This window comes from Geodermatophilus sp. SYSU D00708 (assembly GCF_054050115.1).
The window spans coordinates 262,230-281,440 of the sequence record NZ_JBJGYS010000002.1 but is presented as its reverse complement, the minus strand read 5'-3'; the positions used below and the strand labels follow the sequence as shown (position 1 = coordinate 281,440).

Annotated in this window: 18 protein-coding genes and 1 pseudogene; 11 read left to right on the top strand and 8 right to left on the bottom strand. The window is 72.5% G+C overall.

From position 1 onward, the window contains the following. The first annotated feature begins 117 nt into the window (after positions 1–117). Positions 118–390: a hypothetical protein gene (locus ACI79D_RS03205; protein WP_456916857.1), complete on the top strand. Its 273-nt coding sequence runs from the start codon at positions 118–120 to the stop codon at positions 388–390. A 794-nt stretch (positions 391–1,184) separates the two neighbouring features. After that, a complete protein-coding gene (locus tag ACI79D_RS03200) occupies positions 1,185–2,522 on the top strand; it encodes an ATP-dependent 6-phosphofructokinase (RefSeq protein WP_456916856.1) in 1,338 nt (445 codons plus the stop codon). A gap of 57 nt (positions 2,523–2,579) precedes the next feature. Here ACI79D_RS03200 and ACI79D_RS03195 read toward each other — a convergent pair. Further along, positions 2,580–2,768, bottom strand: a pseudogene (locus ACI79D_RS03195) (LuxR C-terminal-related transcriptional regulator); the annotation flags it as partial. 709 nt (positions 2,769–3,477) lie between these two features. On the opposite strand from ACI79D_RS03195, the gene ACI79D_RS03190 reads away from it, so the two are divergent. The 4 genes from ACI79D_RS03190 to ACI79D_RS03175 all read left to right on the top strand — a co-directional run bounded on the left by ACI79D_RS03190 (position 3,478) and on the right by ACI79D_RS03175 (position 5,488). After that, the gene (locus tag ACI79D_RS03190; protein ID WP_456916855.1) at positions 3,478–3,828 is read left to right on the top strand and encodes an ACT domain-containing protein; all 351 of its coding nucleotides are present in this window, start codon (positions 3,478–3,480) and stop codon (positions 3,826–3,828) included. Positions 3,829–3,831: 3 nt separating this feature from the next. Continuing rightward, positions 3,832–4,224, top strand: coding sequence for a hypothetical protein (locus tag ACI79D_RS03185; RefSeq protein ID WP_456916854.1), 393 nt, complete (start codon positions 3,832–3,834; stop codon positions 4,222–4,224). Between the two features lie 328 nt (positions 4,225–4,552). Continuing rightward, a complete protein-coding gene (locus ACI79D_RS03180) occupies positions 4,553–4,804 on the top strand; it encodes a hypothetical protein (RefSeq protein ID WP_456916853.1) in 252 nt (83 codons plus the stop codon). Between the two features lie 273 nt (positions 4,805–5,077). After that, the gene (locus ACI79D_RS03175) at positions 5,078–5,488 is read left to right on the top strand and encodes a hypothetical protein (protein WP_456916852.1); all 411 of its coding nucleotides are present in this window, start codon (positions 5,078–5,080) and stop codon (positions 5,486–5,488) included. 63 nt (positions 5,489–5,551) lie between these two features. Here the strand turns inward: ACI79D_RS03175 and ACI79D_RS03170 are convergent, their stop codons facing one another. From ACI79D_RS03170 to ACI79D_RS03160, 3 genes are all read right to left on the bottom strand, one after another. Continuing rightward, on the bottom strand, positions 5,552–6,019 hold the full coding sequence (locus tag ACI79D_RS03170) for a hypothetical protein (RefSeq protein ID WP_456916851.1): 468 nt from the start codon (positions 6,017–6,019) through the stop codon (positions 5,552–5,554). A gap of 103 nt (positions 6,020–6,122) precedes the next feature. Further along, positions 6,123–7,598, bottom strand: a complete 1,476-nt coding sequence (locus tag ACI79D_RS03165; protein ID WP_456916850.1) for a sugar porter family MFS transporter — start codon at positions 7,596–7,598, stop codon at positions 6,123–6,125. A gap of 91 nt (positions 7,599–7,689) precedes the next feature. Continuing rightward, the gene (locus ACI79D_RS03160) at positions 7,690–8,634 is read right to left on the bottom strand and encodes an ROK family glucokinase (RefSeq protein ID WP_456916849.1); all 945 of its coding nucleotides are present in this window, start codon (positions 8,632–8,634) and stop codon (positions 7,690–7,692) included. 337 nt (positions 8,635–8,971) lie between these two features. Here ACI79D_RS03160 and glgC point away from each other — a divergent pair, with 337 nt between their 5' ends. From glgC to ACI79D_RS03140, 4 genes are all read left to right on the top strand, one after another. Beyond that, the gene (gene glgC / locus ACI79D_RS03155) at positions 8,972–10,210 is read left to right on the top strand and encodes a glucose-1-phosphate adenylyltransferase (protein WP_456916848.1); all 1,239 of its coding nucleotides are present in this window, start codon (positions 8,972–8,974) and stop codon (positions 10,208–10,210) included. Then, positions 10,211–10,417, top strand: coding sequence for a hypothetical protein (locus ACI79D_RS03150; protein WP_456916847.1), 207 nt, complete (start codon positions 10,211–10,213; stop codon positions 10,415–10,417). Positions 10,418–10,859: 442 nt separating this feature from the next. Next, the gene (locus ACI79D_RS03145; protein WP_456916846.1) at positions 10,860–12,044 is read left to right on the top strand and encodes a cytochrome P450; all 1,185 of its coding nucleotides are present in this window, start codon (positions 10,860–10,862) and stop codon (positions 12,042–12,044) included. Between the two features lie 167 nt (positions 12,045–12,211). Continuing rightward, positions 12,212–13,156, top strand: a complete 945-nt coding sequence (locus tag ACI79D_RS03140; protein ID WP_456916845.1) for a LysR family transcriptional regulator — start codon at positions 12,212–12,214, stop codon at positions 13,154–13,156. A gap of 30 nt (positions 13,157–13,186) precedes the next feature. Here ACI79D_RS03140 and ACI79D_RS03135 read toward each other — a convergent pair whose 3' ends face one another. The 4 genes from ACI79D_RS03135 to ACI79D_RS03120 are packed head-to-tail and all read right to left on the bottom strand — an operon-like array spanning position 13,187 to position 17,433. After that, positions 13,187–13,795 carry a UbiX family flavin prenyltransferase gene (locus ACI79D_RS03135; RefSeq protein ID WP_456916844.1) on the bottom strand — a complete coding sequence of 203 codons (609 nt, stop codon included), beginning with the start codon at positions 13,793–13,795 and terminating at the stop codon, positions 13,187–13,189. Between the two features lie 4 nt (positions 13,796–13,799). Then, a complete protein-coding gene (locus ACI79D_RS03130; RefSeq protein WP_456916843.1) occupies positions 13,800–15,206 on the bottom strand; it encodes a UbiD family decarboxylase in 1,407 nt (468 codons plus the stop codon). A 5-nt stretch (positions 15,207–15,211) separates the two neighbouring features. Further along, complete coding sequence (locus ACI79D_RS03125; protein WP_456916842.1) at positions 15,212–16,660, bottom strand: aldehyde dehydrogenase family protein; 1,449 nt, start codon at positions 16,658–16,660, stop codon at positions 15,212–15,214. Further along, positions 16,657–17,433: an SDR family NAD(P)-dependent oxidoreductase gene (locus ACI79D_RS03120; protein ID WP_456916841.1), complete on the bottom strand. Its 777-nt coding sequence runs from the start codon at positions 17,431–17,433 to the stop codon at positions 16,657–16,659. Before ACI79D_RS03120 ends, ACI79D_RS03125 begins: the two co-directional genes overlap by 4 nt. 348 nt (positions 17,434–17,781) lie before the next feature. Between ACI79D_RS03120 and ACI79D_RS03115 the strand changes: the two genes are divergently transcribed. After that, the gene (locus tag ACI79D_RS03115) at positions 17,782–19,146 is read left to right on the top strand and encodes an MFS transporter (RefSeq protein WP_456916840.1); all 1,365 of its coding nucleotides are present in this window, start codon (positions 17,782–17,784) and stop codon (positions 19,144–19,146) included. The last annotated feature ends 65 nt before the right edge of the window (positions 19,147–19,211 follow it).

Sequence of the window (19,211 nt, the reverse complement as noted above, 5' to 3'; positions counted from 1 at the left end):
CGGGGGCGACTACCGTGGTGTTCGGTCGCCCAGCGGCCCTCCGCTCCGGTCCTCGGTGGAGTCCTGTCGCTCCGGTCCTCGGCGACACCACGCAGCAGATGCGAAGTGGATCGACCCATGCCGAGTTCGACCGCGTTCCTGACCGCGCCCATCGACCAGCGGGTCACCGGAGGGGGCAGCTTCCGTCCCGCTCCCTTCCCGGTCGCCCGGACGATCGGCGCCAGGACCCGAGACGCTCACCTCCACCTCGTCGACGGGGACGGCGCCTCGTTGTGCGAGGCGTTCACGCAGCAGCAACTCGAACGGCTGGACTTGGCCTGGTGCGACGTCATCACCGTTGCCAGGTGCCGGGCCTGCAGCATGCTCGGTTCCTGGTCGACACGGCCGTGACCACTCGCGGCTGACGACCGTCCAGCCGTCCCTGGCACCGCGGCCAGCCGGTCCGGTGCGAGCTGGAGGGCTGCAGGTCTGCACGCCGGGGCGAGTACTGCATCACTCGTTCGGTGCACGACGATGAGGTACCGGTCCGGGTCGCGCGCGGCACGCCGGGCCGTGCCTGTATCGCCGCGACCCTATGAGTCGCGAAGGCCTGGACGACAAGCCCAGATGCGCGGCCGGCGCCACGAGCGGGTTCGGCGCTGCCTTCGCCGGAAGCTCGGCCGCGCCGCGGAGGTCGCTGGCCGGTCGATCGCGGAGTCGGCTCAAGGCGCGTGGACCCACTGTGACCTCGGCTCACTGTGGAGGAAGTGCTCCCGCCGCTGAACATCGATGCCGAGAGACGATGCCTCTTCGCCATCCTTCACTGCTGGGAACGGCTTCACCGGCTTACCCGCGGGCGTGGGCGTATGTGACGTGTCGCCCCTCGGACACATGATCACTGGCTCACGCCAGTGCCGAACGTTGAGGGCGCCCTGAAGCGTCACGGGTTTGATGCCGCCGGAGGGCGGCCGTCGGCAGCCGCACGGAGCCAGTCGCGGAGCTCCTGTGCTTTCCATGTGGTGAGGCCGGCGTGGTCGTACTCCAGGCCTCGACGTGGAGTCGGAGGAACCGGACGGTCGCCGCCGAACGTGTGGCGGTGAGCGGGACTGCCGACTCCCCGATCCGCCCTGCGCCGCGCAGGCACGCCGGCCGTTCGAGCGGCCGGTTCACGTCTGGGGAACATGGAGCGGGCAGCATCGCGTGGCATGCACACGGGCGACCAGCTCTCGCTGACTGCGGCCGACCTGGCCGTGCGCACGCTCGGGCCGGCCACGTTTCCTTCTCCACTGGACGGCGGACTGTTGCGCCGGGAGGACAGCGTCCACTACGTCGCCGAGACCGACCGCGTGCTGCTCGACGACACCCTCGACATGGCGGTGCGGCGCCGGGTCCCCACCCGCGAGCTCCCAGCCTTCGAGCCTGGAGGCCCACGGTCGCGGCTGTTCTTCGACCCTGCGCGTACCCGGGCCGGCATCGTGACCTGCGGGGGCCTGTGCCCGGGGTTGAACAACGTCGTCCGCAGTCTGGTGGTCGAGCTCTTCGAGCACTACGGCGTCCGCTCGGTCTCCGGCTTCCGCAACGGCTACCGCGGGCTGACCCGGACCGGGGCCGCGGACGCCGTCGCGCTCACCCCGGCCGTTGTCGAAGGCATCGATGACAGGGGCGGCACGGTGCTCGGCACCTCCCGCGGTGGGCAGGACCCGGCGGCGATGGTGGACACGCTCGTCGAACAAGGCATCGACGTACTGTTCGTCGTGGGTGGCGACGGCTCGCTGCGCGGCGCCGAGCGGATCGCCGACGAGGCGGCCCGCCGCAGCGTGCCGATCGCGGTGGTCGGCGTGCCGAAGACGATCGACAACGACATTCCCTGGATCGATGGCACCTTCGGCTTCCAGACGGCGTTCGCCCGGGCAGCCGAATCCATTCGCGCGGCACACACCGAGGCCCGCTCCACCCCCGACGGCGTCGGCCTCATCAAGCTCATGGGCCGGCACTCCGGCTTCATCGCCTGCTACGCCAGCCTGGCCAGCGAGGGCGTCGACGTCGTGCTGATACCCGAGGTGCCGGTACTGCTGGACGGCGCGCGCGGCCTGCTCGCGCAGGTCGACCGGCTGCTCGACCGGCAGGGACACGCAGTGATCGTCGTCGCCGAGGGCGCGGGCCAGGACCTCTTCCTCGCATCCGATGCACGGGACGCCTCAGGCAACGCCCGGCTGAACGACATCGGCGGCCTGCTGCGCGATCAGCTCACCGCGCACGCGGCGGCCGCTGGCCGGGAGATCAGTCTGCGCTACGTCGACCCTGGCTACGCGATTCGCAGCGTGCCGGCCAACGCCTTCGACAGTGTCTACTGTGCTCGGCTCGCGCAAGCCGCCGTCCACGCGGCGATGGCCGGGCGAACAGCGACCGTCGTCGGTCGCTGGCACGGGCGCTTCGTCCACCTGCCGATCTCCCTGGTGACCGCCAGCCGCAATCAGGTGGATCCGCACGGGGACCTGTGGCTGTCGGTCCTCGAGGCCACCGGCCAGCCGGTGTGGCCCTGACTTTCCTCGTACGCGCACGCCCACGAGGGGCGACGCCGAGTCGTCGTAGATGTGTCCCAGGTGGGTCTTCACCGTTGCCTCGCTGATGAAGCGTTCCGCGGCGATGTCGCGGTTCGGGCGGCCATGAGCGAGCAGCGCCAGCACGCCGCATCCACACGGCCGAGGGCACGCAACCCTGAGCCAGCGTCGATTCAGCGATGCCCGAGCCGTGTGCGGAAGTACCGTGTCGCCCCTCGGACACAGCATCGCCCCGGTGTTCCAGCAGGTCTGGAGCCCGGGGCGTTGGCATCCCCGGGGTCCGGAGGGCCCCGTGATACCACTTTGATACTCCGCGGCCCGGTCAGCCGCAGGACCGCGGCGAGCCCGCCCGCACCCCGGCGATCGGGTCGGCGCCGTGGCCGGCAGCCGAGCGGAGCACCTGCTGCGCGTGGCCCGGACATACCCCGCGGCGACCTCGGCGACGCCTTGCCGATCCGGGACGACCGAGGGACAGGCACGCGAGCGGCCGTGGCTCGAGGACGGCGAGAGTGGGCGTGGGCAAGCACACATAGCGGCGATCCGGCCGTCTGACCTGCGGAGGAAACGTTCCGGCAAGGGCGGCGGCCACCCCGGTCACCGCCGTTCAGGCGTGGGACACGCGGCCGCAATCTCCCGGGAGAACGGTGATGTCACGGCCGCGCAGCGGCTGGCCAGCGATGCCGCCGAGGCCAAGGCAAGGGCCACCGCCTGGCCGATCAGTACGCGGCAGGAGTCGGGGCGCTGAGCGCCACGCCGAGCCCTCTCCCCGGACGATGCGGCCGAACAGGTGAGCCCGCGGCCGGAGGAAGACGACCATGAACAGGACGAGCCCTTGCGACAACGGACACACCCAGCCGACGAACATGCCCGATGCGATTCCTGTGGTCGCCTACCGGAGCCACGCAAGACGCGAATGGCTGTCGTCAAGCTCCTCGCGGTGTCACCGCTCGAGCTGGGGCTGCACCTGCTGGTCCTGTGGTTTCATCCGCCGTACCCGTTCAGCGCCCTGCTGCTCGCGACGGCCTCCACCGCCCTGGCGATGTGGGTCTTCGAACCGGCGGCGGTACGGGCGTTGAGAGCCTGGCTGCAGGTACCGGGCGGTGCGGGTACCAGGCGGTTGCACGAGGCGAGCTCGCTGTGGCGGGTCAGGGTCACGGTGCGCGACCAGCCGGGAGCCCTGGAGCGCCTCGCCCACGCGTTCGCCGCACACGACCTGAACGTGCTCGGCGTCCACTCGCACACATTGCCCCACCGTGTGCTCGACGAGTTCGTGCTGGCCGCCCCGTGACACATGGACGACGGGGCCATCAAGCGGGCCGTCGTCGCCGCCGGCGGGTCCGAGGTGCGTGTGTGGCCGACGACGGTGCTGGCGCTCGCCGACGGCCAGACTCGAGCGTTGACCGTGGCCGCCCGGGTGGCGGCCGACCCGGAGGAGCTTCCGATGGCCCTCGCCGAGCTGCTGGGCGCGCGCGTCCGGCCGACACCGGCGGCGGACACGACCGACGACCCCGATCCCGGGGCACCGCAGGACCTGGCGCTGCGCGACACCCGGCTACGAGTGCTGGTTCCCGACGGCGAGCCGGTGATCCTGGACCGCCCCGGGGACCCGTTCACCCCGGCGGAGGCGGCCCGCGCTGACCGACTCGCCCAGCTGACCAGGCCCGCGCACGCCCATCGGCACTGACGAGCGGCCCGCCGTCATGCCTCGCCTCGCGGGTCCCCTTTGGCTCCGAGTTGTGCAACGGACACGAGCCCGGGGCCCGTGGGAGGAGCCACACCGTGCCCGAGAAGGCCTCATGAGCAGCCTCTACGGCCCCCCTGGTGGACGAGGGTCGAGTCGCCCGGTAGCGACCCTGAGCGCCGAGCGCACCATCGCGGCCGACCCGCTCGGCGTGGCGCTGCTGATGGCCGGAGCGGCGGCCGGGCATCAGTGGCCGGCCCGCGCACCGGTCCAGCGGTATGGCCGGGCACGGCGTGGCCGGCGCCGTGATGGCCAACCGCGGAGGCCAGCCGTGGAGGTCGGCAGCTCAGTGCGCTCGGGCGGCGCGGTTCTGCTGCCGGTCACGGTCGCCGTCGGGGGTGGCCCGCCGATCTCGGGGTCACTGCGCCTGACCCCGATGGGCGCCGTCTACGCGGCCCCGGCAACCCGCGCCACCCTGACCCTGGAATTCGACGGTCAGCCGCCTCGCCGGCTGCGCCGTCTCGTCGAGCAGTACCTGACCGACCTGGCTGCGGCGGCCGAGGCGAGAAGCCAGGCCCCGTGATCGTGGCCGCTCGGCCGCTGGTCTGCAGGTCCTGCGCGGTGACCCGTTTCGCAGGGGGGAGGGGACGACGTCACCGGCCACCTGAGCGGAGCGCTCGGATCGAAGGAGAAGACCGACGACGCCTGACCCCGGCCCGGGCGGAGGCGGCACACGCCTCCTCCGCCCGGCTCTTCGGTCAGGCGCAGCCACCGCGAGGAGCACGCGAAGTGCGTTCCCGTCACTGAAGGCGTGTGCGTATGTAGCGTGTCGCCCCTCGGACACAGCCTCGCCCCGGTGTTCCTGCAGGTCAGGAGCCTGGGGTGTCTTGCTGTCGGGGCTCCTGAGGCCCTCGTGATACCCGCGTGGTACTCCGCGCCGCGCATCAGCGTCAAGCAGCGCGGCGAAGCGGTCGGCCGCCTCGCGGCCCATGCCGGGGTGGACGTGCTGGTGGACGGTGAGCGTGATGGTGGCGATGGCGTGGCCCAGGCGCTCCGAACCACCTTCACCCGGCACGCCCACCCACTGCTCGACCACGAGCATGCGGACGGTGGCACCATCCGTGCTGCCGCGGGATCGCCCCTGCAGCACCGATGTCCCCACCGTGACCCCAGCACCTGGGGCGCTCGTCGCCTCGGAGACCGGCGCCGGTTCTGGCCATGCCTGGAGGAGGACCACCTACGCGACGCCGCCGATCCCACGCGGTGACGGCAGTCTCCTCCCGATCGCTCCAATGGCAGTGACGGCGGCGGCCGCCCTGGAGTCTGCCGGTCACCCTCGACTGACGATCGTGGTGACCGGCAGACCGAAACGGCGCTCGACCTGGTGCGGAATGTCCGAACCGAGCCAGCGTGAGACCCGCTTGGGCAGGGTCGCCACGATGACCTCGTCGAACTCACGGTCCCCGAGGGCCTCCTCGATGGCCGCCAGGGGGTGGGGATTGCCCAGATGCCCCTCGGCCTCGACTCCTGACTCGGCGAGGTCGGCCAGCATCTGCGACAGTCGCTCCCGGGCCTCCTCGGTCGCCTCCTCGTCCGTCTCGGGCCCGCCGTAGCTCGTGGCCAGGCTCGGCATGGGGACGACGCCGCCGGCCGCAGGCACCACGTGGTAGTGGGCGGCGCGGGTGTTGGGCACGAGCACGTAGAACGAGGACTCACCCGCCACCGCCCGCTTGCGGATCTCCTCCCGGAGCTCCCGCCCACCGAGGGTCTGGTTCGCGACGACGAGATACCTGCGCATGTGATCGACCTCCGCCTGTCGACCTCCAGGAGGAGTCTAGGAACCGGCCCGCCGCCGGGCCAGGGATCCGCCCGCCGTGCGGGGACGAGCGTGAGAACCGTCGTCAGCCGGAGTGACCAGCACCGCCACGGACCGCCCGGGCGTCGTCGTGCATCTCCTCCAGCTCGACGCCCTTGGTCTCCCGCACCCAGCGCAGCACGAAGACGAAGGACAGCACCGCGCAGACGGTGTAGAAGCCGTAGGCCAGGCCGAGGGACGCGTCGCTCAACACCGGGAAGCTGACCGTGATCAGCCAGTTGGCCACCCACTGACCGCCGGCGGCGAAGGCCAGCGCCGCGGCGCGGATCCGGTTGGGGAACTTCTCGCCGAGCAGGACCCACACCACCGGCCCCCAGGACATGCCGAACGCCACGACGAACAGGTTCGCCGCGATCAGCGCGATCGGGCCGGTCGCACCCGAGAGCACCGGGTTGCCCTCGGCGTTCAGCGGTGCGGTTCCGAAGATGACCGTCAGGGTGCCGAGCGTGACGGCCATGCCGACCGAGCCGATGAGCAGCAGGGGCTTGCGACCGAAGCGGTCGACCGTGGCGATCGCGATCAGGGTGGTCGCGATGTTCACCACGGAGGTGATCACGGTGATGACGAAGGCGTCGGCCTCGCTGAAGCCGACGGCCTCCCACAGGACGTTCGAGTAGTAGAAGATCACGTTGATCCCGACGAACTGCTGGAAGACCGACAGGCCCAGGCCCACCCAGACGATCGGCAGCAGCCCGCTCCGTGGCGCGCGCAGGTCGGCCCAGGAGGGCGGCTTCTCGCGCTCCATCGTCTGCCGGATCCGATTGATCTTGATGTCGAGACCGCGCTCGCCCAGCAGGGCGCTGAGGATCCGCCGCGCCTCGGGGATCCGGTGCGTGGCGATGAGGTAGCGCGGCGACTCGGGGATGGTCAGGGTGAGCAGGCCGTAGGCCACAGCCGGGACGGCCATGGCGAGGAACATCCACCGCCACGCCTCGAGACCGAACCAGAACGGCTCCCGCGAGCCGCCGGCCGCGGCCGCGAAGGCGAAATCGACCAGCAGGGAGAGGAAGATGCCGCTGACGATGGCCAGCTGCTGCAGCGAGCCGAGTCGGCCCCGGATCCGCGCCGGCGCGACCTCCGCGATGTAGGCCGGGGCGATGACCGAGGCCACGCCGACGCCGATGCCGCCGACGATGCGGCCGATGATCAGGACGATCAGGTTGGGCGCGAACCCGGTGACCAGCGCGCTGACGAAGAACAGCACCGCGGCCACCTTCATGGTGAACAGCCGGCCGAAGCGGTCGGCGAACCTCCCGGCGGTCAGGGCGCCGGCCGCGGCGCCGAGCAGGGCCGAGGCCACGGCGAAGCCGAGGGGGCCGGGGGCCGCGTTGAACCGGTCCTCGACGGCGGCGACGGCACCGTTGATGACCGCGCTGTCGTAGCCGAAGAGGAATCCGCCGAGCGCGGCCACGGAGGCGATCCGCACCGCGCTGCGACCGCTGCCGGTGTCCGTCTCGTCGTAGATGGACGCGTGCTGATCGAACGAACCGTGCTCGCTCACCGGATCCCCCTCCGCTGTCCCCCGCGCCACACCCCTGTGCCGCCTGGTCGTGCCGTCTCACACCCCCGCGAGTCCCTCCCCCCGTCCTGCCTCACCGGAGTCGTGCCAGGTCGGCCGCGCCGACGATCCCGGCCTCGGGGCCGAACTCGGCGAGCCGTACGTCCGGTACCTGCCGGTACGCGCGCGCCGTGATCCGTTCGTGAAACGACCGCTCTGCGGGCTCGCGCAGCAGCTCTCCGGCGGCGGAGACCCCACCGCCGAGGACGAACACCTCCGGGTCCAGGACCGCGGTGAGGGCGGCCATGCCTTGACCGAGCCAGGTGCCGATCACCCGGAACGCCTCGAGCGCGGCCTCGTCCCCATCCTGGGCCGCGCGCGTGACGTGCAGCCCGGTGATCGCCTCCGGCCGGCCACCGGCCAGCTCCAGCAATCGACCGGCAATGGCCGGCGAGACCGTGGCGAGCTCCTGAGCTTCGAGGATGAGCGCCCGGCCGCTGGCGTAGCGCTCCCAGCAACCACGGCCACCGCAGCCGCACCGCCGTCCGCCGGGTTCCACCGTCACGTGCCCGAACTCCGCGGCGATCCCCTGCCGCCCCCGGTACAGCTCCCCGCCGATGACCAGCCCGCCGCCGAGGCCGGTCCCGACGGTGAGGACGACGAGGTACTGCTGCCCCCGCCCTGCACCGAAGCGGGCCTCGGCCCAGGCCGCCGCGTTGGCGTCGTTCTCGACGACGACCGGCAGCCCGCACCGCTTCTCGAGGTTCAGGCGCAGTGGCTCGTCGCGCCAGGCCAGGTTGGGCGCGAAGACCACCGTGGACCGGGCGGCGTCGACGAACCCGGCCGCCCCGATGCCGACGGCCTCGACCTCGTGGGATGCCTGCAGCTCCCCGACGACGTCGGCGATGATCTCCTCGATCAAGGCCGGGTCGTGCGACGGTGTGTCACGCCGGGCGCTGGCGACGATGCCGCCCTGCTCGTCGACCAGGCCGGCGGCGACCTTGGTGCCGCCGATGTCCACGCCGATCGCGAGTGCCATGGTCGCCCCCCGGTACTGGGTGCGGTGTGATCCAGAGCACTGTGAACTCTGCTCCCTCCCCGCACCCGATGCCACCGGAAGCCGGTCGGGGAGACCGGCGGCGCAGTCGTGTCCCTCCGGCTGACGGTCGCCGTCCGGTGGTCGAACCGGAGCCCTGGAACGGCGGCCTCGTCACCCCGACCGACGTCCCCGGCTCCGGTTTCGATCGCGAGCCCCCACGAGCATGATGTGACCCGGCTCACCAGGAGGCCGCGCTCGAGGTCCGGGGGTCACACGCTCATCCACCACGGGACGACAGATCGTCGAGGCCCCTCGCGGGCGGCTCAGGAGGTGCGGGATGGCGCAGCCGAGGATCCTCGGGATCGTGCTGGCCGGTGGTGCGGGCACACGGCTCGCGCCGTTGACCGAGGACCGGGCAAAGCCCGCCGTACCGTTCGGCGGCCTCTACCGGCTGATCGACTTCGCCCTGTCCAACCTCGTCAACGCCGGCATCCTCAAGATCGCTGTGCTCACGCAGTACAAGAGCCACAGCCTCGACCGGCACATCACGACGACGTGGCGACTGTCGAACCTGCTCGGCAACTACGTCACCACGGTGCCAGCGCAGCAACGCCTCGGACCACGCTGGTACACCGGCTCGGCTGACGCCATCCTCCAGTCGCTGAACCTCATCAACGACGAGCGCCCCGACCTCGTCGTCGTCTTCGGTGCCGACCACGTGTACCGCATGGACCCGGGACAGATGTGGCGCCAGCACCTCGACGGCGGCGCCGGGGTGACGGTCGCGGGCATCCCCGTCCCCCGCCGGGAGGCCACCGCCTTCGGCGTCATCCAGACCGCGGAGGACGGACAGCGGATCGAGGCGTTCCTGGAGAAGCCCGCCGACCCCCCTGCGCTGCCAGGCCGCCCCGACGAGACCTTCGCATCCATGGGCAACTACGTCTTCAGCACCGAGGCGCTGCTCGACGCCCTGCGCACGGACTCCGCCGACGAGGACAGCAAGCACGACATGGGCGGCAACATCGTCCCCATGCTCGTCGGGCAGGGCGCGGCGCAGGTGTACGACTTCAACACCAACGACGTTCCCGGGGAGAAGCCCGGCACCGAGCGCTACTGGCGAGACGTCGGCACGCTGGACTCCTACTTCGACGCCCACATGGACCTCTGCGCCACGATCCCGGCGTTCGACCTCTACAACGAGCGCTGGCCGATCCTCACCCACATCCCGTCCCGGCCGCCGGCGAAGTTCGTGCACGACGACGGCGACCGGGTCGGCCGGGCGATCAGCAGCATCGTGTCGAACGGCGTCATCGTCTCCGGAGGCTCCGTCCGTGAGTCGGTGCTCTCCCCCGGCGTCGTCGTGCACAGCTGGGCGTCGGTCGAGCGGTCCGTGGTCCTGGACGGCACGCACGTCGGCCGCCGGGCCGTGGTGCGCGACGCGATCGTCGACAAGAACGTCCGCATCGGCGAGGGCGTCGAGATCGGCGTCGACAAGGACGACGACCGCGCCCGCGGCCTCGTGGTCTCCGAGGCAGGCATCACCGTGGTCGGCAAGGGACGGGAGATCATGAAGTGAGTGCACACGCCGGCGACCGGCCGAAGTTGCGGCACTGACCCGTCGGTCAACGTCTCCATGGCCGTCGCGGTCCTGGCAATCGGCGCCGGCGGTGCGCTTACCCCGCTCGAGACGACGGTGCCGATGACAGTCGACGAGACCATGGACCCGATGCGCAGGGCGCAGCAGATCGGTTCGCCACCGATGGGCTCACAGCGCTCCCGATGATCCCGTGGCCGGTCGTCCGATGCGTGTGCGTATGTAGCGTGTCGCCCCTCGGACACAGCCTCACCCCGGGGATTCCTTCAGGTGAGGAACCCGGGGTGTTCTGCTGTCGGGGCTCCTGAGGCCCTCGTGACACCCCCGTGACACCTCGCCCGTCGCGTCCGCCCGCCAACAGCGCCGGTGGTGGAGGAGGCGACAGAGCCGGCTCGCCAGCGGGCCGGCGCACCGCCGGGTCTGCCTCCAGCTCCCGCTCGCGGCGCGTGCTACAGGCCTCGTCCCGGGTCGTCGGCACCGGGATGGGATAGGGACTCCCTACCGGATGCATAGGACATCTGTGATGGCCGTCACCATCCCCGGCTTCGATACTCGGCCAGGGGTCAGCGACCCCCTCCTGAGCGGCACGGGACCCGCGCCGCAGGGCAGCCGCGGACGATTGGGAGTCGACATGACGACCGAGGACCTGAGCCGGACCGACCTCCCGACCTTCGACCCCCACTCGCCCGACCTCACCCCGGAGCACGCGTACGAGCTCTATCAGCAACTCCGCGGTGAGTGCCCCGTCTCCAGGAGCGAGGCCCACGGCGGCTACTGGGCGGTCTCGCGGTACGACGACGTCCGCGCGGTCGCCTGTGACCACGCCCGGTTCTCGTCCTCGGGAGGGGTCTACGTCCCCCCGGTCTCGGAACACCGCTTCCCGCCGATCGACTACGACCCTCCGGAGCACACCGTGTTCCGGAAGCTGATCGCGCCGTTGACCAGCGCGGCCGCTGCCCGACGGATGGAGCCGCACATCCAGTCGATCGCCGACCGGCTCGTGGACGGCTTCGCCGACGCCGGCCGGGCCGAGCTGGTCGAGCAACTGGCCGTGCCGCTGCCCCTCGATGTGATCATCCAGCTGTACCGACTCGGCCCCGAGCACACCGAGGCCATCCGGGCGTACTCGCTGGAGTTCCTCGACCACGCCTCCGGCGAGGCGGGGCAGCGGGTCATCGCCCAGGTGGCCGACTACTGGATGCGGATCTTCCGCGAGCGTCGGGCCCACCCGCAGGACGACTTCATCTCCGAGCTCGTCAGCATGAACGCCGACCTCGAGGTCCCGGACGAGGTCCTGGCCAACATGATGTTCATCCTCACCTACGCCGGGCACGACTCCACGGCGCTGGGCCTGGGGAACATGCTCCTGTACCTCGCGGAGCACCCGGAGGTGCAGGAGCGTCTGGCCCGCGACGAGGCGGCGATCCCGCGCGCGGTGGAGGAGATCCTCCGCTACGAGGCGCCCCTGCACTGGTTCCCCCGCGTCGCGACCGAGGACACCGTCGTCTCCGGTCAGCGGATCCGGGCAGGCGAGCGGGTGATGCTGCTGTTCGGCTCGGCCAACCGCGACCCCGAGGTCTTCGATCGCGCCGATGAGGTGGTCATCGACCGCAGTCCCAACCGGCACCTCGCCTTCGGCGCCGGCATCCACGCGTGCCCCGGCATGGCGCTGGCGAGGGCGGAGATCGGGATCGCCGTGCGCACGCTGCTGCGCCGGGTCTCGGGCTTCCGCGTCGACGGGGACGTCGCCCGCACCTCGCCGCTCGAGGGCGGCGGGCGCCACCTGGGGGTGCGCAGACTCCCCGTCGCATGGTGAGCCGCCCGAGCCCCCGCAGACGTGCCGACACCCCGAGCGGGTCACGGCCCCCGCGGTGACGCTGGTCATTTCGGATGGTCTGTTGCAGACTATGCTGCCAGAACCACGTCCTAGGAGGCGGGCAGCAGATGAACACTGCCGATCAACGACCAGCCGGGATCTGAACCGTGGAGTTGCACCAGCTGCGGTACGTGGTCGCGGTCGCCAAGGCGGGGAACTTCACCCGGGCTGCCGAGGAGCTGTACCTGGCGCAGCCCTCGCTGTCGGTGCAGGTCCGCAAGCTCGAGCAGGAGCTCGGCGTCCGGCTCTTCGAACGCCTCGGCCGCAACGTGCAGCTCACCCATGCCGGCGAGGTCTTCCTCGAACACGCGCAGCGCGCGCTGTTCGAGGTGGCCGAGGCCCGCGACCGGATGGCCGAGGTGCGCGACATGCGGCACGGGCGGCTGGCCCTCGGCGCGCTGCCCAGCGTGGGCGCGCACCTGCTGCCGTGCGTCCTCGCAGCCTTCAAGCGAGCCCACCCCGGCGTGGAGACCTCGCTGGTCGAGCTGGACGTCTCCGCCGACGTGGAGCGACTGGTCCACAACGGGCAACTCGACCTCGCCGTCATCCGGCTGCCGCGGACGCGGGAGGACCTGGCCGACGCCCCGCTGGTGCGCGAGCCCCTGATGGCCGTCGTGCCGCCGGACAGCGAGCTGGCCGGCAGGCCACACGTGTCCCTCAACGAGCTCGCCGGTGAGGAGTTCGTGGGGATGCGGCCGGGTCACGGCCTGCGCGGGCTCATGGAGGACGTCTGCCGCCGCGCGGGCTTCACCCCCAGGGTGACGGTGGAGACAGGGCAGCTGTCCATCGTCTGCGGCATGGTGCGGGCCGGCGTCGGGGTCTCGGTGCTGCCCAGGATCGCCGTCGGCGACCAGGTGGCCACGGTGCCGCTCACCGACCCCTTCGCCTACCGCGACCTGGGTGTGGTGTGGCGGGCCCGGTCCCCGGTGTCCCCGCCGACGGCCGCGTTCCTCCGCCTGCTGCGCACGTCGCTCCGCGGAGCCGGCGACGACGTCCCGTCGCCGTCGCCGTCGCCGTCGCCGTCGCCGGAGGAGTGCCGCACGGCGCGGTGACCGGGCCGGTGCTCTCCCACCGCGCGGCCCCTACCGCCGGTCCAGCGCCCGGACCGACCCACGCGCCGGCTCCCGCTCGCCGGTCCAGCGCTGCACCCCAGCGGTCTCGATGCCGAACAGGTCCAGGGCTCGGCCGACGGTGTGCGCCACGATGTCGTCCACCGTCTTCGGGCGGGTGTAGAAGGCCGGCACCGGCGGCATCACGATCGCCCCCGCGGTGGTCACGTCGGCCATGAGGCGCAGGTGGCCGGCGTGCAGCGGCGTCTCCCGGACCAGCAGCACGAGCCGGCGGCGTTCCTTGAGCACCACGTCGGCGGCCCGCACGACGAGGGTCTCGTCGTAGGAGTTGGCGATGCCCGACAGGGTCTTGACGCTGCACGGTGCGACCAGCATGCCCTCGGTCCTGAAGGAGCCGCTGGCGATCGCCGAGCCGAGGTCGTGGTCGCCGTGCACGACGTCGGCCAGGGCTCGGACGTCGGCGACCGACATGTCGGTCTCGGCCGCGACGGTGGCCCGGGCCGCGCGGGTGAGGATCAGGTGCGTCTCGACCCCCGGCTCCTCCCGCAGCGACCGCAGCGCCTCGATCCCGAACTGGACGCCCGATGCGCCGGTGATCGCGACGATGATCCGACGGGTCACTGCCTCACCCCCTGCTCCGCACGGGGACGCCCGCCTCGGCGAGGTAGCGCCCGATGGTCTGCACATCCGAGGGTGCCACCCGCATCCGCGCGTAGCGCTCCCGCTCGGACGGCGGCACGGTGGCGTCGATGCCCAACTTCGTGACGGTGCCGTCGACCGTCGTGGGGTCCAGACTGCTGCCCCGCGACCGCGGCACGACCAGCAGGTCGCGCTCGGCCCGCACGCGGGTGGCCACCGCCCACGCCACGTCCTCGTCGTCGTGGATGTCCACGTCGTCGTCGACGACCACGACGGACTTCACCAGGGTGCTCAGCGCGAACACCGCCATGACGACGTCGACGGCGGTCCCCGGCCCCGGCTCGTGCAGCGCGACGACCGCGGTGAGCCGGCAGGAGCCGGACTCCGGCAACCGCACACCGGTCACGCAGGCGAAGGTCCGGGCCAGCCCGCGGGCCAGCGCCGCCTCGCGCGGGACGCCGCCGACCAGGAAGTGCTCGCGCCCGCCGGAGAGCACGGTCTGCGCCACCGCGTCGTCCCGGTGCCAGCCGGCCGAGAGCTCCAGGACCGGCACCGGCCCACCCGGACCGTAGGTCCGGGGGAACTCGCCGAACGGGCCCTCGGGCGCGCGGGCGCCGGCGCGGAACCGGCCCTCGAGGACGAACTCCACGCCGGCCGGGACCACGGCGTCCACCGTCGGGCACGCCACCACCGGCAACGGCCCGGGACCGAGCGCGCCGGCCACCTCCAGGTCGGCCAGGTCCCGGTCGGCCGGCGCCTGGCTGGCCAGCTCCAGCAGCGGGTCGACACCGATGAGCACGGCGGCGTCCAGATCCCGCCCCTCCCGCTCCGCCTGCGCCAGGATGCCCCGCAGCCGGCCGGCGAGGACCAGCACCCGCAGCTCCCGCTCCCCCACGGCCAGCATCCGGTTGATCGACAGGTTCATCACGCCGCTGACCGGGTCACGCACCGCCAGCAGCGCCGAGGTGAGGTAGCGCCCCGCGTCGCGCTCGTGCTGCACCGGGATGGGCAGCCGGGAGAGGAGCCGGTCGCCGTCCATCCGGTTGGCGAGGACCGGGGCGTCGTCCCGTCCCACCTCGCGGCACGGCCGCGGGGCGTCCAGAGCCGCCGCGAACCGCGCGGCGGCCTCCCGGGGGCCGCACCCCATCGCGCGGGCCAGCCCCGCCCGGTCGAGCACCGCGTTGCCCACGAGGGGGAAGTCCGCACCGAGGACGTCGGTGAACAGCACCGCGCGGCGCCCGTCCGCCTGCTCCAGCACCGCGGCCACGTCCTGGTCGGCATCGATCGGTGACCCGACGACGCCCAGCTGCCCGTCCGCCTGCACCAGGGTCAGCCAGCCGCGCAGGTCGGGCGCGGCCGGCCAGGGCGCCGTGGCCGGCAGGGTCCCGGGCACCCGCGTCAGCCCCCGTCCGGGCCGGGCAGGCCGGGCACGGTGAAGTGCACGTGCTTGAGCTCGGTGAACTGCTCGACGCCCTCGACGCCGCGGGTGCGGCCCATGCCGGAGGACTTGAAGCCGCCGCTGGGCATCTCCGGGTAGGACTTGTTCCAGCCGTTCACCCACACGGTGCCGAACTCCAGCCCGCGCGCCACCCGCCACGCGCGCGCGACATCGGAGGTCCACACGCCGGCGGTGAGCCCGTAGTGGGTGGCGTTGGCGAGCCGGACGGCGCCCCGCTCGTCGTCGAACGGCTCCACCGTGACCACCGGCGCGAAGAGGTCCTGCTGCACCAGCGGGGAGTCCGGTGCGACGTCGGTGACAACCGTGGGGGCCTGGAACCAGCCGGCGAGCCCGCCCACCTGCACGCGCTCACCACCGGCCGCGATGCGCGCCGCACCCTCGACTGCGGCCAGCTGCGCGGCGACCCGTTCCCCGGCGGCGGGCGAGATCAGCGGCCCGACCTGGGTGGCCTCCTCGGCCGGCGCGCCGACGCGCAGGGCGCGCACGCCGTCGACGACCCGTTCCAGCACCTCCTCGTAGCGGGGGCGCTCCACCAGGATCCGGGTGCAGGCCATGCACATCTGCCCCGCCGTGATGACCGCCGCGGCCACCGAGGCGGAGACGGCGGCGTCCACGTCCGCGTCGGCGAAGACCACGGACGCGCCCTTGCCGCCGAGCTCCAGCAGCGGCCGCTTCATCCCCTCGGCGGCGGTCCGCATGATCTGCGTGCCCACCGGGGTCGACCCGGTGAAGGCCACGGCGCGGACCAGCGGGTGCCGGATCGCCTCGCTGCCCGCCCGGCCGTCACCGACGACGAGGTGGAGCACGTCGTCCGGAACGCCGGCGGCCCGCCCCAGCTCCAGGACCCGCCGGGTGACGAGGGTGGTCTGCAGCGCGGGCTTGACCAGCGCGGTGACGCCGGCCGCGAGCGCCGGCGCGAGATCGCGCAGCAGCAGGAGCACCGGCCAGTTCCACGGCACGATGAAGGCGGTCACGCCGACCGGCTCGCGCACCAGGTGGGCGACGTTCCCGTCGGGCAGCGTGCCCGCACGTCCTCCCACGTAGCGGGTCAGCCCGCTGTTGTAGAGCAGCGCGTCGACCGACGCCCGCAGCTCGACCCGCGCCTCGGTCACCGGCTTGCCGGTCTCCGCGACCAGAGCCGCCACGAGCTCGTCGGTGTGGGCGAGCAGCTGCTGTGCCCAGCCGTGCAGGACCTCGGCGCGCAGCCGGCTGTCGGTGGCCCAGCCCCCGGTCAGGGCGGCCTGGGCCCGACGGCCCTGGTCGTCCAGCTCCGCCGCGGTGGTGGCCGGGACGTGCCCGAGGGGCTCCAGCGTCGCGGGGTCGGTCGGCCGGGCGTCCTCGTCGCCGACCGCCGCCGGCCGCGAACCGGCCAGGGCGCCCGCGGTCACGCGAACACGCCCCCGCCGTCGACGATGACGGTCTGGCCGCTGACGAACCCGGCTGCCGGGGACGCCAGCCAGAGGACGGCGCCCACGAGGTCCTCCGGGACCATCTCGCGGGGCACCGAGCGGCTCTTCGCCGCGGCGGCGATGTACTCGTCGGCGTTGAGGGTGCGGGTCGCCTCGTCGGTGACCAGGCCGGGGGCGACGGCGTTGACCGTGATGCCCCGTCCACCCAGTTCCCGCGCGGCCGCTCGGGTCAGCCCGTCCACGGCGGCCTTGGAGGCCACGTAGTGGGCGAAGCCGACCGCGCCGGTGCGGGCGACGACCGAGGAGATGTTGACGATCCGGCCGCCACCGGAGTCGGCCATGGGGCCGGCCACGGCCTTGATGCCCTGCCAGGTCCCGCGGACGTTGACGCGCAGGACGAGGTCCCAGTCGTCGTTGCGCAGCTCGGTCAGCGGACGCTTGTCGCCGAGCGCGCGGTAGATGGCGGCGTTGTTGACCAGCGCGTCGATCCGGCCGAACTCCGTCTGCGCGCGCTCGACGACCGCCGCCCAGTGGTCGTCCTCGGTGACGTCGCAACCGACGAACACCGCCCGGCCGGGGCCCGACGCGCTCGCCTTGTCGACGGCGGCCTGGCCCTGCTCCGCCGCGGCGGGGATGTCCGCGGCCACGACGTTCGCGCCCGCCGCGGTGAGCGCCTGCAGATACGTGACGCCGATGTCCCCTGCACTGCCCGTCAGGATCACCGTCGCTCCGTCGAGACCGGCAACCGCCATCGCTTCGTCCTCCTCGAGTGGTCGGGTGACGCACGGCGGATCCACCGGGACCGTGCCGCCGGGGCCCCCGCCGGGCCCGTACGTCGCTGCTCCCGATTCGACACCGCGGGCCATGGGACGGCGATACCGAGCTGCCTATACGAGCAGTTGTCAAGTCCTATGGTGTGACCGTTGACACTGTTCTCCGCGGTCGGTGAGCCTTCTCCCAGTGCCCGGTGAGCCGCCTCACGGCGGTGCGCACCGGCATCCCGGCTCCGGCCGACGCAGCGCCACCTCACCTCTGCGCGCGTCGCGGGTGCCCGGTCATCCACCGGAGGCGCCGTCGGGCGCTCACACAGGAGGTAGGGCGTGTCCACAGCGCAGGAGAACCCCCACGGCGGTAGCGCGCCGCCCCAGGTGGTCGGGCGGCAGGGCGTCATCGCCGTCGTCGCGTCGACGCTCGGCTGGTCCCTCGACCTGTTCGACCTCTTCATCCTGCTCTTCGTCGCCCCGACGGTGGCGCCGCTGTTCTTCCCCAGCGACAGCGAGACCCTGTCCCTGGCGGCCACGTACGCGTCGTTCGCGGTCACCCTGGTCATGCGGCCCGTGGGCTCGGCGATCTTCGGGCACATGGCCGACACCCGGGGCCGGCGGCGGGCCATGATCGTCGCGGTGGTCGGCGTCGGCCTGGCGACCGCCGCGTTCGCCGTGCTGCCGACCTACGCCGCGGTGGGCGTCCTGGCGCCGCTGCTGTTCCTCGTCCTGCGTCTGGTCCAGGGCGTGTTCGTGGGCGGTGTCGTCGCCTCGACGCACACCATCGGCACCGAGTCGGTGCCCGAGCGGTACCGCGGCGCGATGTCGGGCCTGATCGGTGGCGGTGGCGCCGGGCTGGGCGCGCTGCTGGCCTCGATCGTCTTCTTCGTGGTCTCCACCGCGCTGACCGCCGAGCAGTTCGCCTCGTACGGCTGGCGGATCATGTTCGCCAGCGGGATCATCAGCTCGATCTTCGGCGTGTGGCTGTTCCGCATCCTCGAGGAGTCGCCGCTGTTCCGGGAGGCGGCGGCGCACGACTCCGGCACGCCGAAGAAGGCACCCATCAAGCGGCTCCTCTCCGGCGAGTACCTGCCGGTCTTCGCGCTGAACCTGCTGATCGTCGCCGGCGGCGCCACGCTGTACTACCTGACGTCGGGCTACCTGCCGACCTATCTGGGGGCGATCAAGCAGGTCGACCCGCAGACCTCGGCGCTGATCCTGGCTGCGTCCAGCGTCGTCGTGGTGGTCGCGGCCATCGGCGCCGGACAGGTCAGCGAGTGGATCGGCCGCAAGCGGGCCTTCCTGCTGCTCGGCGCCCTGGCGCTGGTCGGCGTGCCGGGGATGACCCTGCTGATGGAGTCGGCGACCTCGCTGACGGCCATCACGCTGATCGCGCTGGGCCTCGGCTTCTTCGGCAACATCGGCTACGCGCCGGTGCTGGTGTACCTCAACGAGCGGTTCCCCACCGCCATCCGGGCCACGGGCACCGGCGTCTCCTGGAACGTCGGGTTCGCCGTCGGCGGGATGATGCCGACGTTCGTGACCCTCGCCAGCCCGACGGTGAGCGACATCCCGCAGCGACTGGTTCTGTTCACCGCCGTCGCCGCGGCCGTCTACCTCGTGGGTGCGCTGCTGTCCAAGGAGACCCGGGGACGGATCACCGTCGAGGAGCGGAGCGGCGTGCCCGGGTCCGCCGCCTGACGCCCGCGCGCCGGCCGGCCGGGACTTCCCCCGGCCCGGCCGGCGCCCACTCCTCCCGCCGGTCG